17 protein-coding genes are annotated in these 12,993 nt (G+C 40.2%); 10 read left to right on the forward strand and 7 right to left on the reverse strand.

Features of this window, described 5'->3' with window-relative positions:
- Positions 1 to 71: 71 nt before the first annotated feature.
- Entirely contained in the window at positions 72 to 1,034 is a 963-nt protein-coding gene (locus tag A3K93_RS10705; protein ID WP_067729673.1) for an IS30 family transposase, read from the reverse strand.
- A 349-nt stretch (positions 1,035 to 1,383) separates the two neighbouring features.
- On the opposite strand from A3K93_RS10705, the gene A3K93_RS10710 reads away from it, so the two are divergent.
- On the forward strand, positions 1,384 to 1,593 hold the full coding sequence (locus tag A3K93_RS10710; RefSeq protein ID WP_004786992.1) for a cold-shock protein: 210 nt from the start codon (positions 1,384 to 1,386) through the stop codon (positions 1,591 to 1,593).
- Positions 1,594 to 1,916: 323 nt separating this feature from the next.
- Positions 1,917 to 2,168 carry a hypothetical protein gene (locus tag A3K93_RS10715; RefSeq protein WP_067731218.1) on the forward strand — a complete coding sequence of 84 codons (252 nt, stop codon included), beginning with the start codon at positions 1,917 to 1,919 and terminating at the stop codon, positions 2,166 to 2,168.
- A gap of 45 nt (positions 2,169 to 2,213) precedes the next feature.
- On the opposite strand, the gene hemW is transcribed toward A3K93_RS10715, so the two are convergent.
- The gene (hemW, locus tag A3K93_RS10720; RefSeq protein ID WP_067731219.1) at positions 2,214 to 3,368 is read right to left on the reverse strand and encodes a radical SAM family heme chaperone HemW; all 1,155 of its coding nucleotides are present in this window, start codon (positions 3,366 to 3,368) and stop codon (positions 2,214 to 2,216) included.
- Positions 3,369 to 3,493: 125 nt separating this feature from the next.
- On the opposite strand from hemW, the gene A3K93_RS10725 reads away from it, so the two are divergent.
- Positions 3,494 to 3,952: a DMT family transporter gene (locus A3K93_RS10725; RefSeq protein WP_067731220.1), complete on the forward strand. Its 459-nt coding sequence runs from the start codon at positions 3,494 to 3,496 to the stop codon at positions 3,950 to 3,952.
- 50 nt (positions 3,953 to 4,002) lie between these two features.
- Positions 4,003 to 5,349 (forward strand): MATE family efflux transporter, encoded by a 1,347-nt coding sequence (locus A3K93_RS10730; RefSeq protein ID WP_171255109.1) that lies wholly within the window; start codon positions 4,003 to 4,005, stop codon positions 5,347 to 5,349.
- Positions 5,350 to 5,404: 55 nt separating this feature from the next.
- Here A3K93_RS10730 and A3K93_RS10735 read toward each other — a convergent pair whose 3' ends face one another.
- On the reverse strand, positions 5,405 to 5,617 hold the full coding sequence (locus tag A3K93_RS10735) for a DUF1737 domain-containing protein (protein WP_067731222.1): 213 nt from the start codon (positions 5,615 to 5,617) through the stop codon (positions 5,405 to 5,407).
- Positions 5,618 to 5,843: 226 nt separating this feature from the next.
- Here A3K93_RS10735 and A3K93_RS10740 point away from each other — a divergent pair, with 226 nt between their 5' ends.
- Together A3K93_RS10740 and A3K93_RS10745 are read left to right on the forward strand one after the other, a co-directional pair.
- Positions 5,844 to 7,142 (forward strand): ABC1 kinase family protein, encoded by a 1,299-nt coding sequence (locus A3K93_RS10740; protein WP_067731223.1) that lies wholly within the window; start codon positions 5,844 to 5,846, stop codon positions 7,140 to 7,142.
- 111 nt (positions 7,143 to 7,253) lie between these two features.
- Positions 7,254 to 7,508, forward strand: a complete 255-nt coding sequence (locus A3K93_RS10745) for a type B 50S ribosomal protein L31 (RefSeq protein ID WP_067731224.1) — start codon at positions 7,254 to 7,256, stop codon at positions 7,506 to 7,508.
- Between the two features lie 80 nt (positions 7,509 to 7,588).
- On the opposite strand, the gene crcB is transcribed toward A3K93_RS10745, so the two are convergent.
- Entirely contained in the window at positions 7,589 to 7,963 is a 375-nt protein-coding gene (crcB, locus tag A3K93_RS10750) for a fluoride efflux transporter CrcB (protein WP_067731729.1), read from the reverse strand.
- Between the two features lie 175 nt (positions 7,964 to 8,138).
- Here crcB and A3K93_RS10755 point away from each other — a divergent pair, with 175 nt between their 5' ends.
- On the forward strand, positions 8,139 to 8,471 hold the full coding sequence (locus tag A3K93_RS10755; protein ID WP_067731225.1) for a HopJ type III effector protein: 333 nt from the start codon (positions 8,139 to 8,141) through the stop codon (positions 8,469 to 8,471).
- 59 nt (positions 8,472 to 8,530) lie between these two features.
- On the opposite strand, the gene A3K93_RS10760 is transcribed toward A3K93_RS10755, so the two are convergent.
- Positions 8,531 to 9,052 (reverse strand): hypothetical protein, encoded by a 522-nt coding sequence (locus A3K93_RS10760; protein ID WP_442855659.1) that lies wholly within the window; start codon positions 9,050 to 9,052, stop codon positions 8,531 to 8,533.
- Between the two features lie 221 nt (positions 9,053 to 9,273).
- Between A3K93_RS10760 and A3K93_RS10765 the strand changes: the two genes are divergently transcribed.
- Entirely contained in the window at positions 9,274 to 9,900 is a 627-nt protein-coding gene (locus tag A3K93_RS10765) for a class I SAM-dependent methyltransferase (protein ID WP_067731226.1), read from the forward strand.
- Here A3K93_RS10765 and A3K93_RS10770 read toward each other — a convergent pair.
- On the reverse strand, positions 9,897 to 10,481 hold the full coding sequence (locus A3K93_RS10770) for a hypothetical protein (RefSeq protein WP_067731227.1): 585 nt from the start codon (positions 10,479 to 10,481) through the stop codon (positions 9,897 to 9,899). The two genes, A3K93_RS10765 and A3K93_RS10770, sit on opposite strands and share 4 nt — an antisense overlap.
- Before the next feature lie 18 nt (positions 10,482 to 10,499).
- On the reverse strand, positions 10,500 to 10,967 hold the full coding sequence (locus A3K93_RS10775) for a Holliday junction resolvase-like protein (RefSeq protein ID WP_067731228.1): 468 nt from the start codon (positions 10,965 to 10,967) through the stop codon (positions 10,500 to 10,502).
- Positions 10,968 to 11,086: 119 nt separating this feature from the next.
- Here A3K93_RS10775 and A3K93_RS10780 point away from each other — a divergent pair, with 119 nt between their 5' ends.
- Positions 11,087 to 11,731: a ParA family protein gene (locus A3K93_RS10780; RefSeq protein WP_067731229.1), complete on the forward strand. Its 645-nt coding sequence runs from the start codon at positions 11,087 to 11,089 to the stop codon at positions 11,729 to 11,731.
- Between the two features lie 121 nt (positions 11,732 to 11,852).
- Positions 11,853 to 12,977 carry an AI-2E family transporter gene (locus tag A3K93_RS10785; RefSeq protein ID WP_442855641.1) on the forward strand — a complete coding sequence of 375 codons (1,125 nt, stop codon included), beginning with the start codon at positions 11,853 to 11,855 and terminating at the stop codon, positions 12,975 to 12,977.
- Positions 12,978 to 12,993 lie beyond the last annotated feature (16 nt).

Here is a 12,993-nt window from a genome sequence, read left to right on the forward strand (position 1 = left end):
TTTTAAGATGATAAATTTCAAGTTTGCTTATTCTTTAATCACTCATTTTCTATTTTTTAAATGTGGCGGATTCAAACGGCAAGTGCAACAGTATAAAAACCAGCCATAACTTCACTCGGTGTATACCAACCTAGTGTTTTTCTAGGACGATGGTTGAGTGCAAATTCTATCTGCTCTATTTGTTCGTTTGACACATCATCAAACGATGATGATTTTGGCAGATATTGACGGATTAAACCATTCGTATTTTCATTTCTAGCTCGCTGAATAGACTTGTAAGGATCAGCAAAATACGTCTCTATCCCAGCATCAGTAATTCTTTTGTGTTCGGAAAATTCTTTGCCATTATCAAATGTCACACTATAAGCATGGCTCATTTGTAAACGATCTAATGCACAAGTAATCGTTTGAGAGGATGCTCTCGTTGGCCCTAAATGAACAATATGTACATACAGGCTCTTTCGATCAACGAGTGTCAATAAAGCACCTTTATGATGTTTACCAATCACCGTGTCACCTTCGAAATCTCCTAAACGTTGTCGTTGATCAATGACCTGGTCTCTGCAGTGAATACTTGTTTTATCAATGATTTGCCCCCTACGATCCGTGTTTTTGTAACCGCGTTTTCGATATTTCTTCTGATGCCTTAAGTGTAGATGGAGTTTACCTCCTTGTGATTTATCTTGATAAATGTACTGGTAAATCCACTCATGTGAAGGTACATCCAGCCAACCGCGTTGTGTTAAAGCACCTGAAATTTGTTCTGGTGACCAGTCCAAACCAATCAAATAATCAATATAAGCGAAGGCAAATGCTGTCATTGATGATGAAGGACGGTACCGTCTTTGACTTGCAAATTTAGCTGCCTGTTGAGCTCTATATCCACGTTGCCCAGTATTTCTTTTTATTTCACGGTAGATGGTTGATCGTGAACGTCCTAACTCCCGAGCAAGGGTAGCAATTGAACTTTTACTTTTCAAAGTAGCATAAATTTCGTATCTTTCATCTTGAGAAAGTTGGGTGTATTTCTTCATTGTGTGCTTTCCAATTGCGAGTTGAAAAAGTCTAATGATTCTATGAATACACCTAACTTTTTCAACTAACTACAAATGTGTTGCACTTGGGATTTGAATATGCGTGTCTATATTTCAAATGCATATAAAATAATGCGCATAATATTCTTGAATAATTCCGAATTCAGGGTATGATGAATGCAACTAGAAAAATTCTTGTTTTGGTAAGTCTTCTTTAAGTATCGCAGTTTTAGTCATAAACCTTCGTTTTTTATAGATCAAAAGCTCCATCCTTTTTATTTTTCAAAGTTACAGTTTAGTCATCTTCAAGCTTGGCTATGAATCAATATAAAACTCTATAGGTTACACTATGTCTAATACAGTTACTGGTACAGTAAAATGGTTTAACGAAACTAAAGGTTTCGGTTTCATTCAACAAGACAACGGTCCAGATGTTTTCGCTCACTTCAGCGAAATCCAAGGTTCAGGTTTCAAAACTTTAGCTGAAGGCCAAAAGGTTTCTTTCAGCGTTGCTCAAGGTCAAAAAGGCCCTACAGCGACTAACATCACTGCAATCTAATTTGTTGCATTGACGCTAGATAAAAAAGCACTCTGTTGAGTGCTTTTTTTGTGCCTGATGAAATCTCATCAGTCCATTTGAACAATCTTTAAAAATTGATTCAGAACTGTAAAACATGAAGAAAATAAGAAGAATATCTGTTTAAAGCCTATCCTATTTTTGTCTAAATATAATTCAAAATTTTATAATTAATATTATTTATTAAATACTTAAATCTACTTAAAAAGATTTTTTTTAAATTTACAATTGATAGCATAAGGACTTCATAGTCTCTCCATTGCTGCACACTATGCTTAAGTCATTGAATAACACAGAGCATTACCATGAAAAAATTGATTTCTTCTCTTATGATTGGTCTTATTGCAACAACAGCATCAATCTCTGCAATGGCTGCACCACACTTTGATCATAAGCAACCAGCTCATGCTGCACATTTTGATAAAAAGCCAGCGCCACATAAAGTGTTCCATAAAGCACCACCAAAACCGCATTTTAATAAACATAACAAACATGATCGCTTTGATAAGAAGCCACATCACAGCTTCTTCCATAAAACAGACAAACATCATCGTTAATCAACAATAAAAAAGAGCGCATCAGCGCTCTTTTTTATGTCTCGTTTATAAGAATTCTTCTAAAACAGAATTTAAGAAAATATGCCCCTGCTCGGTACAGGCAAGACGTTGCTCGTCATCTAACATCAATTTACGCTCACGCAAAGAATTTAAGAGTGTAGACAAAGTGTTGAGTTCAATCCCTGTACGCTCTACATATAACTTTGCCTCTACCCCAGTATTTAAACGCAGGGCATTCATCATAAACTCAAATGGCATATCCTCAGCTTCAATGCGCTTAAACTGCAAATGTTCAGCGGGGACTTTTGCCAAATAGTCTCTGGGTAAGCGAGTTTTTTGATAACGATACACACCATCAGGCAAAGTAACTTTACCATGTGCCCCTGCCCCAATAGCCAAATAGTCACCAAATTGCCAGTAATTTAAATTATGTGCCGATGGTTTCTCTTTACGCCATGCAGACACTTCATAATTGATAAAGCCCTGCTCAATTAAATAGGCTTCGCCTTGTTCCTGAATTGCTTCTAAAACTTCATCTGTAGGCAAAATAGGCTTGGTACGGAAGAAAACGGTATTGGGTTCAATGGTGAGTTGATACCATGAAATATGGGTTGCGCCATTTTCCACCGCCAATTTCAAATCGAGCAAGCCCTGCTCTAAGGTCTGTTCAGGCAGACCATGCATTAAATCAACATTAATCCGCTTAAATCCTGCTTCGCGCGCATGTGCAATGGCGGAGATCGCATCTTCATTACTATGAATACGGCCAAGCTTTTTTAAGTGTTCAGTATTAAAACTTTGCACCCCAAGCGATAGACGATTAATCCCTGCTACCAAATAACCTGCAAATGGATCATGTTCTACAGTACCGGGATTGGCTTCAAGGGTAATTTCGCAATCCTGCTCAAAAGGTAACAATGCTTTTAACTCAGTAAAGAGCCACTGATACCCTTGAGCCGAAATTAAAGATGGCGTGCCTCCGCCAATGAAAACACTATGAATCTCTCGACCTTGAGCAAAATCGAGTTGTGTTTTGAAGTCCTCAACCAATGCCTGTAAATATTCCTGTTCCAAATCGAGTGATAGCTTGCCATCGGGTACGGCATGCGAGTTAAAGTCACAATACGGACACTTACGCACACACCACGGCATATGAATGTACAAAGACAAAGGAATATTGGCAGGGTTTAAATCGGACAAGGACAACGCTCAAAATAAATTTACGAAGAATAATTAATTCTAACATGACCACATCAAACTACTTATGAATTCTCTGCAGCTATAGGCTAAGCTTGTGATGACGTTATAAAAATAAAATTCAGAGTATGAAAATATCTTCAGAGTTATTAATCTTCCTACCACTTTCACTGCTGATTGGTATTGTCCTAACCTTCCAAACAGCGATTAATACCCAATTAAGGGTCTATTTATATTCTCCTCTACAGGCCGCGCTTTTATCATTTTTGGTTGGTACAATAGTGCTGGCAATCATGGTGTGTTTTCAAAATACTGAAAAACCTAATTTAAGTCAGCTTTTGTCTATGCCTTGGTATTTATGGCTAGGTGGATGCTTGGGTGTTTATGCCATTAGCGTCAGTATTTACGCAGCACCAAAGCTTGGCTTTTTGACGTTGTCCGGCATGGTGATTTTTGGTCAAATTCTGATGTCCATGATTGTCGATCAGCTGGGTTTATTGGGCAATGAAAAAATGCCGATAAACTGGCAACGTTTTTTGGGTGGCGTGGTGATTTTTATAGGTGTGCTTCTCACTCTACAACGCTAAACCTTTCTCTAAGCACATGATGAACATGAGTAATTTTTGTGTCTTCTACAATGGCTGTAACTACAACCAGTTTTGAAATAAAGAAACTCTTTACCCTAATGATTCCCATCCTGATTACGCAGTTTGCGCAAGCAGGATTTGGTCTGATTGATACCATTATGGCAGGTCATTTGTCTGCCAATGATTTGGCTGCAATTGCGGTCGGTGTCGGACTTTGGGTGCCGATTATGGTGCTCTTTAGTGGCATCATGATTGCAACGACACCATTGGTAGCTGAAGCCAACGGTGCACGTACACCGGAAAAAATTGCCACCATTACTCGGCAATCTTTATGGGTCGCGCTCTTTCTTGGCATTATTGCAGCATTGATTCTGCAAGCCATGCCGTTATTGCTTCCTGTGTTTGGTGTTCCTGAAGCATTACAATCGAAAGCAGGTCTATTCCTACATGCGATTGGTTTTGGTATGCCCGCTGTGACCATGTATGCTGCATTACGCGGTTACTCTGAAGCCATTGGTTATCCACGTCCTGTGACCGCACTGAGTCTTGTTGCACTATTGGTTTTAATTCCGCTTAACTTTATTTTTATGTATGGCATGGGCCCAATTCCTGCATTAGGTAGTGCTGGCTGCGGTTTTGCGACCGCCATCCTACAATGGTTAATGCTTTTTGCACTTGCAGCTTATATTTTTAAAAATAATCGTTACCGTGCAACCCAACCTTTTACCCAATGGGAAAGCTTACATTCGCTGTGGATCAGACGCATTTTAAAATTGGGACTACCGATCGGTTTAGCCATTTTCTTTGAAGTGAGTATTTTCAGTACTGCTGCAATTGTACTTAGTCCACTCGGTGAAATTACCATTGCGGCACATCAAATTGCGATTTCGGTCACTACGCAGTTATTTATGATTCCGATGTCACTGGCGATTGCACTCACTATTCGAGTCGGCACCTATTATGGTGAAAAGAACTGGGCAAATATGCGTAAGGTGCAATGGGTCGGTTTAGCGACAGCAACTTTGCTGGCTTGTATGACTATGCTGTTGTTGTTCTTCTTCCGCTATGAAATTGTTGCGCTATATACCTCAGATGTCTTCGTGACACAGATTGCCGTTGCCTTAGTATTCTATGCGATTGCTTATCAACTTATGGATGGCTGGCAAGTCAGTGCAGCGGGTTGCCTTCGCGGTATGCAAGATACCAAAGCACCAATGTGGATTACCATGATTGCCTATTGGGTCATTGCCTTCCCGATCGGTGTTTATCTATCACGCTTTACTGAAATGGGTGCAGCAGGCGTTTGGATCGGTTTGATTGTCGGCTTATCTGTCGCTTGTGTATTGCTGATCACACGTCTGTATTTAAATAATAAGAAGCTCAGCCAACAAAGCTAAGCGTAACAACAATTAAAAAGTATCAAGCTTAAAGACAGTTTCAAGATTCTCGTCTTTAAGCTTGTGCATCCATTGCAGCCTTTAAGCCTTGAGGCACTTCTGACTCATCCGCAACATCTTTAATCACGACCTGTCCAACAATGACATCAGTGCCATTAAACGTCATGGTAGGCGCACCATATAACTCATAGCCGTCATTTAATGCCTTAGTCACTCGGGCGCAAAAGTGAACATCATCTTTGCCAGTAAAGTAACGATAAATTTTCATCTCAGAACCATTTTTAAATATCGGGATTATTTTAATCCTTATCTGCAAATTCCTGCAGAATAATTATTTTTTAACGTGACTAAGCAAATTAAAACAAGATATACGGAGAAAATATGAAGAAAGCTTTGCACTTGACACATAACGGCAACAATTAATTCTAGGCAAGATTGAACTTGTCGCCTATGATCAAAGACAACACATCGCTGCTGATCTGAAGGACTTTCGCATGGCTAAATCGGCTAGTACACCCGGTCGCCGCTTTATGAAGCTTGCTGGCATGACCGCAAGTATTGCAACAAAAACCTTATCGAATTCAATTAAGAATATCACTGCCGATGAAGAACAGAAAAATGCCTCACGCAGCCGTTTGTTCCAAGATATCGGACTTCAAATTGCAGACACCTTAGGTGAAATGAAAGGTGCTGTGATGAAAGTCGGTCAAATTGCTTCACAATATAAAGATATTTTTCCGCCTGAAGTGGCTCGTGCCATCGCAAAGCTGCAACGCCAAGCACCACCAATGCCTTTTTCTCAGATCAAAGCCCAAGTTGAAAAAGAACTGGGTAAACCCCTCAGTGAAAGCTTTAAGCATTTTGAAGAACAGCCTTTCGCTGCAGCCTCAATTGGACAGGTACATAAAGCGACCTTACCCAACGGGCAAAATGTCGTCGTGAAGGTGCAATATCCTGGAGTCGATGAAGCTTGTGAAAGTGATCTAAAACAAGTACGTTTGGCTTTACGCTTAATGGGCGTACTGAAAATTGATCGTAAACTTCAGGATCAACTGTTTAAAGAAATTCAGCAAAGTTTGGATGATGAGCTTAACTACGAAGTTGAAGCACAAAATCTAGAAGTAGCACGTGCCTTCCATGAAGCATTGGATTCCAAAATTGTGATTCCAAAAGTCTTTAATGATTACTCATCACGCCATATTTTAACTTTAAGCCTAGAACAAGGTAACAGTATTGAAACTGCCAGCACATGGCCCGTTGAAGTGCGCAATGATTTAGGTCGTCGTTTGCTTCGCGCAATTGGTCAGGAAATCTTTTATCTAAAACGTTTCCACTGCGACCCTCATCCGGGTAATTTTGCATTTCGCGAAGATGGCACCGTGATCATTTATGACTTCGGTGGCGTAAAAACCTTATCGACCGATGTCGTCGCTTCATTTAAAGCACTGATTCATGCAGCCCGTGAACATGACATTGCCAATATTGAAAAAGAGTTAGATTCACTGCATTCACTGACCGAGCTGGGCAAATTCCCAACTGAGTTATACGAACAATGGCTAGAGGTTCTCTTACGTCCTTTAAGCGGTCCTTATGATTTTGCAGAAAACTCAGCCCACCATGACGGCGTTGAATTAATTAAACCCTCATTAAAATATTGGGATGTTTTTAAACCCTCCCCTGATACCCTCATGGTCAACCGTACGATCTCTGGACATTATTGGAATCTAATCCACTTAAAAGTGGACGATGACTTAAGCGATGTGTTTGAAGAATTGGTGCCTCTACGGTCATAAATAACCCAAAGCACCCTAAACCCAGTTACATAAAGTTACTGGGTTTTATTGATTGAGTTATTGTTATATTATAACATTACATAAAAGATTAATTTGAATGAGGGCTGTAACATGCGTGCAAATATTCATCCTGAATACCGTGAAGTATTGTTCCATGACACCAATGCCGATGTGTATTTCGTAATTGGAAGTACTTTAAATTCAACACAAACGCGTGAATATGAAGGCAAGACTTATCCATATATCAGTTTAGATATTTCCAGTGCTTCGCATCCGTTCTATACGGGTGAACAACGTCAAACCAGTAATGAAGGACGTGTGGCAAGTTTCAATAAACGCTTTGCTCGTTTCAATCGCTCACGATAAATCCATATTTAGCCAAGTTTTATGGCTTAAGATAAATCTATTGAAAGCCCAAGCCTTATCCTCCAGCTTGGGCTTCTTTTTTAGCGTAAAACCAATCGACACAACATATAAGCAACAATCAGCGCGATGACACCAACCACTACACTACTCAATACATAACTGAGCGCAAGACCAGAGTGACCTTGTCGCAGCAATTGAAACGTTTCTAAACCAAAACTCGAAAATGTGGTAAACCCACCTAAAATGCCGACCATCAAAAACAGGCGCGCCTCTTGTTGTAAGACCGGAAATTTCTGACTGAATGCGAAAAATATCCCTGCACATGCACAACCGATAATATTGATCCACCATGTTGGCCACGGAAATTGCAGATGTGGTTTCAGTAACAATAGTCCTGCACCGTAACGCAAACTTGCTCCAATTGCCCCACCCATTGCGACCAATAGCCAATTCATCATTCAATACTCTTACCTTGTGTATAACGTTTAATTTATCCACAGTTTTGCTCGATTCTGTGGATAGTTTAGACAATATCTTGAACCTAAATTTTATGAATTACCATGGAAGTTCTAGAAAAAATTGGTATATTCATCGCCATTGGAACTCAATGATCTCAAGGTTGAATACATCATGGCACAAGAACTTTTAGCACAATTGGCAGCAGGCGAAGCAAAATTTAGCGATGTGATTGCACACATCGATGCTGCATATACACATACGCCAACAGCGTTTAAAAATGGTTTACAACACAATGCTGCAACTGAAAACCAAGGCAGTGCTAAAGTTTTTTCTTTTGCTAAATTAAATGGGTTAGATCAAGCACAGACCTTAAGTTTATTTGCTGAACATTATGCTGCTGTACTGGCAACACCTGATGCAACTGACCATCAAAACATTCGTCAATTTATGATTAATGGCTGGGATGGCATCGAATTTGAAGGCACGGCTCTTATTGCTAAATAATGTCAAATTCTAAAAAAACCGCTCATTTGAGCGGTTTTTTTAGAATTTGAACGGCAAGATTAACTGCGTGAAACTTTCTCAATCCATTGGATTGAATTGACACGGAATACTTCACACGCACCATCACCAATATCGGTCGGTGTTAATGATGATGTCCAGACCATATCTTTATCTTTGACTTCAACTAATTCACCTTTCAAACGCACTAAATCACCACGTTGGACATTTTTAATGGCTTTGGCAATTTGTGGATTGGCAGGGATGATATGCATATTTGAAACCATCTGCATAGCCTGTTCTTTAGGAACAGGGACACGGTCCATTTTCCAATTTAAAAAGCGGTCATATTGATTCACCGTAATATGACGGGCAATTTCAGGCTCTGCAAATAAGCCCCAACTCACAGCATAATCAATTGGGGAAAACTTCGCTTGTTCATCATCTTGATATTCTTTTGAACCCAAAATACGAAAATCACCCTTAAATGGTTTTAGCACTGAAATAGACTGACCTTGAGCCACAGGAGGTAAACCTTTCGCAATATTGTGCTCAATCGATGCTTGGCTATACATCGGAATCATTAAACATGCCACAAGCGCAGAAACAGTCAGTGTTTTGAACATCATTTTGCGATTCATTCCATATATCATTTGAACCATCATGCATTGATACTAATGCTTTTTGCCCATTCAAACTGTTGAATTGGGTAACAAATTGCAGAATATTGTGCAAATCATGAAGTTCACAAAAGCTGTTTTTATGCTTAAGCTAGATGCAATATCTTTATTATTCTTAGAACATCATGCTTTATAAACTCTATCAAAAACATATTTTTCCGCATGTTTTAAACCAAGTCATGCAAACCCCGTCTTTAATGGATTTACGTCGTGAACTTCTGCTGGATGTTTCTGGTGAAGTTTTAGAAATTGGCTTTGGTTCAGGTCTCAATTTAGCTTTTTATCAACGGGTAGATTGCGTTTTTGCGCTCGAGCCAAATATGGAAATTTTCCAATTGGCAGAGGAACGGATCAAACTTGCGCCTTTTCAGGTTGAGCACATTCAATCAGGTGCAGAAGCCATTGCTTTAGCGGACAACAGCATTGTACATGTCGTATCGACATGGACTTTATGCAGCATTCAACAACTTGAGCAAAGTCTGCAAGAAATTTATCGCGTCCTACAACCAGGTGGTATGTTCCATGTCGTGGAGCATGTGTTGAACCGCGAACATCTTAATATTCAACGGTTACAGCATCTTCTTACCCCTATTCAAAAACGTGTTGCTGATGGATGTCATCTTAATCGGGATATTGAAACAGCCATCTTAAGTACAGGTTTTGAGATCGAAAAACTGAATTATGTCGATGCTGAAGGCATTCCGAGTATTGGGAAGCGGATGCTCTTAGCGCATTTTAAAAAACCTTATTAAAGCGGTTTAATATCTCGAACTAAAAAAAGATGACACTGCGAATTATTTTTATGGCGAAAACCCACCAAATAAGGCTGCTTGGTTTTCGCAGCATTCACTTTGACCCAATCCCCCTCAAGTTGAATGGTCTGTTTCGACTTTAAATGCCGAATCTGAGCAGCGACTTCATCGGTGGCTGCAATCACAGAAAGATTTAACAATTGCGGAATCAGCGATTTTAATTGTTGAGGGGATAGGTCTTGAGCAATGACCTCAAAACAACGCTGATCTTGCTCAAAGTCGAATCCTTTTAAGCTCCCTAGACTTAAAGATTTTGGTGCGAGTAAGACATCAATATTACTCAAGTATGCTAAATCATTAAAACTAGAAACCATCGGTGCGGCGGGATGAAGCATACGCTGACCTGGACTGTAATAACGTTTATCCACCACCTGGTAAGTACCACTGTGTGGCTCGACAACCTCAACATTAAAATTCTTGAGTACACCGACTTGTTCTAGATGTGGGATAGCACGGAAATATTCCGACCAAATCCACAACCCAAGCGCAAATAATGCAGCCGTGATCAGAAGCTTTTCCATGCTGCTCTTCCCTATTTTTTAATCATCAAAATCAATTCGAATGGTTTCAAAGCGAACGCGGCCTTCACTAATCGCACGAGCAATGGCTTGCTGTCCTTTGGTTAAGCGTGCACCACCACTTTTAATATCAATTAAGACCACCTCAATATCATCTGCACTGCCTTCACCATCCCGAAAATCGGTATAGCCATCAAATACGACATAGTCGACAGGATCACCTAAGAACTTGGCATCACTCGGTAAATACTGAAATTCAGGCATAATGGGCGCAAGTTGCTCTGCCATTTTGCCTTTAAGCACCGCACGACTGGTATTCACACTGCGTTTTTGCGCAGCACTGAGTGCCTGTTGATGCTCTAATTCAAGTTCCGCAATGTAGCGTTCATATTCTGCTTTAATACGTCCATTTCGTGATTGACCCAAAATTAATGTGGTCAGTACCACACCAATACATGCACCGATCAACATTGCCATCCATATGGACATCTTTATTTCCCTGCTTCTTACTGTCTTAGTTCACTCGACTGAAGTCGAACACTTGCGTCATTGGTCATGATTAAAAGAATGATATGCTAGCCGTATAGAGAATAAAATCATTCAGGGTCATGAAAACGATATTAGTTGCCAATCAAAAAGGCGGTTGCGGTAAAACTTTAACAGCCATTACATTGGCTTCGGCACTGTCTGTCAAAGGTTATCGTGTGGCGCTGGCCGATGCCGATCCGCAAAAATCAGCCGCGCAGTGGTTAAAGCAACGTCCTGATTCCGCAGCGCCCATCGTCCATTTAGATTGGCGACGTCATAAATCGATTGGTGATGTACCGAAAGACTTCGACTATTTAATTATCGATGCACCTGGCACTTATGATGAAAATCAAATGAATGCATTGATTGCAGAGTCCGACACTATTTTGACGCCATTACAGCCTTCTTTTTTTGATATCGATGCGACACGCCGCTTTTTAAAGAAAATTAAAGACATTAAAAAAATTCGTAAAGCCAAGGTTGATCTTTTGTTATTGGCAAATCGAACTAAAGCCAACAGTGCACAGCATGCTGATATTCAGCAATTCTTTGAAAAAATTGAACAACAACCTGTGGCATGGATTGCAGAACGTACCGCTTACAACCGCCTTGCTGCACAAGGTTTAGCGATTTTTGATCAATCTCAGAAAGCCTATCAAGAACTCCATGCACAGTGGCAACCTGTCCTCAATGCCACTGTTGATGACCCGAGCCAATGGTTCTAATGCTGGCTCTTTTTAACAAAGCATCGACTTAAATCTGCAGTCGAGTTGCATCGGTACGTTTTCGTGTGCTTTTTTTTCAGTTAATATGCTGAATAAGCCTTACAAAAAATCATGGAAGTCTGTGCAACCCTACGCGCCTACATTACAAAAAGTCTTGTTGTTTGGACTGTTCTTTATCCTGCTGTTTTTGAGTTTCAGCATTCTCAAATACTTTATCGTGCCTGTGGTTTGGGCTGCGATTATTGCTTATATGACGTGGCCACTCTATCAAAAAGTCATGCATATGTGCGGACAGCGTCGAACGGTCAGTGCGACAGTGATGATTTTGATGGTACTGTTGGTACTGGGCTTACCTTTTATTTTTGCAATCTTTATGTTGCAACATGAAGGCCGTAATTTATATTTCGAATTGCAAAAGCAAGTCTTTTCCGGGCATCTGCATGTACCTGATTTTATTCGTCAACTGCCTTTTGTGGGTAAAGAAATTGCCCGTACAATTCGTGATATCAATACCGATCCGAATAGCATTATTCAAACCGTGTCTGCATGGATTCAAGGTCACCTAAATTACGGTAAAGTTCTGTTTAATGAAATCAGTAAAAATATTTTTAAACTGGTTTTTGCCGTCATGTCGCTGTTTTTCTTCTACCGTGATGGTCAAACCATTTTAAATCAGGTACGTAAAGCCTTCGAAATGGTCGTTGGTCCGCGTATTCATCATTACTTAGATACAATTTCAGATACCACACGTGCCGTAGTTTATGGTGTCGGTCTAACCGCTGTCGCACAGGCTTTGCTTGCAGGCGTGAGTTATTTTGTTGCGGGTGTACCAAATCCAATGGTGCTGACCATTGTGACCTTTATCTTTGCTTTAATTCCATTTGGTCCACCTCTAGCGTATAGCTCCGTGGCTCTATGGCTCTTTTCACAGGGTCAAACTATTGAAGCTGTAGGTGTAATGGTCTGGGGTGTATGTGTGGTGAGTACCGCAGACAACGTCATTCGTCCATTGGTGATTTCAGGTGCAACCCAAATTCCATTCTTACTGATTATGTTTGGTGTATTGGGCGGTATCGCCAGTTTTGGTTTAGTTGGGGTATTTATTGGTCCAGTGATTTTGGCGGTGTTACTCGCAATTTGGCGTGAATGGTTGCATGAGACCAATCAAAATGAACCATTGATGATGCCAAAAGCCACGATGGCACATGATATTGATCCTGATATCGACGATAAATCACCACTTTAAAGTTTTAAAAAACTTA

The sequence above is a fragment of the Acinetobacter sp. NCu2D-2 genome, from assembly GCF_001647675.1.
In the GTDB taxonomy this organism is placed as follows: Bacteria; Pseudomonadota; Gammaproteobacteria; order Pseudomonadales; family Moraxellaceae; genus Acinetobacter.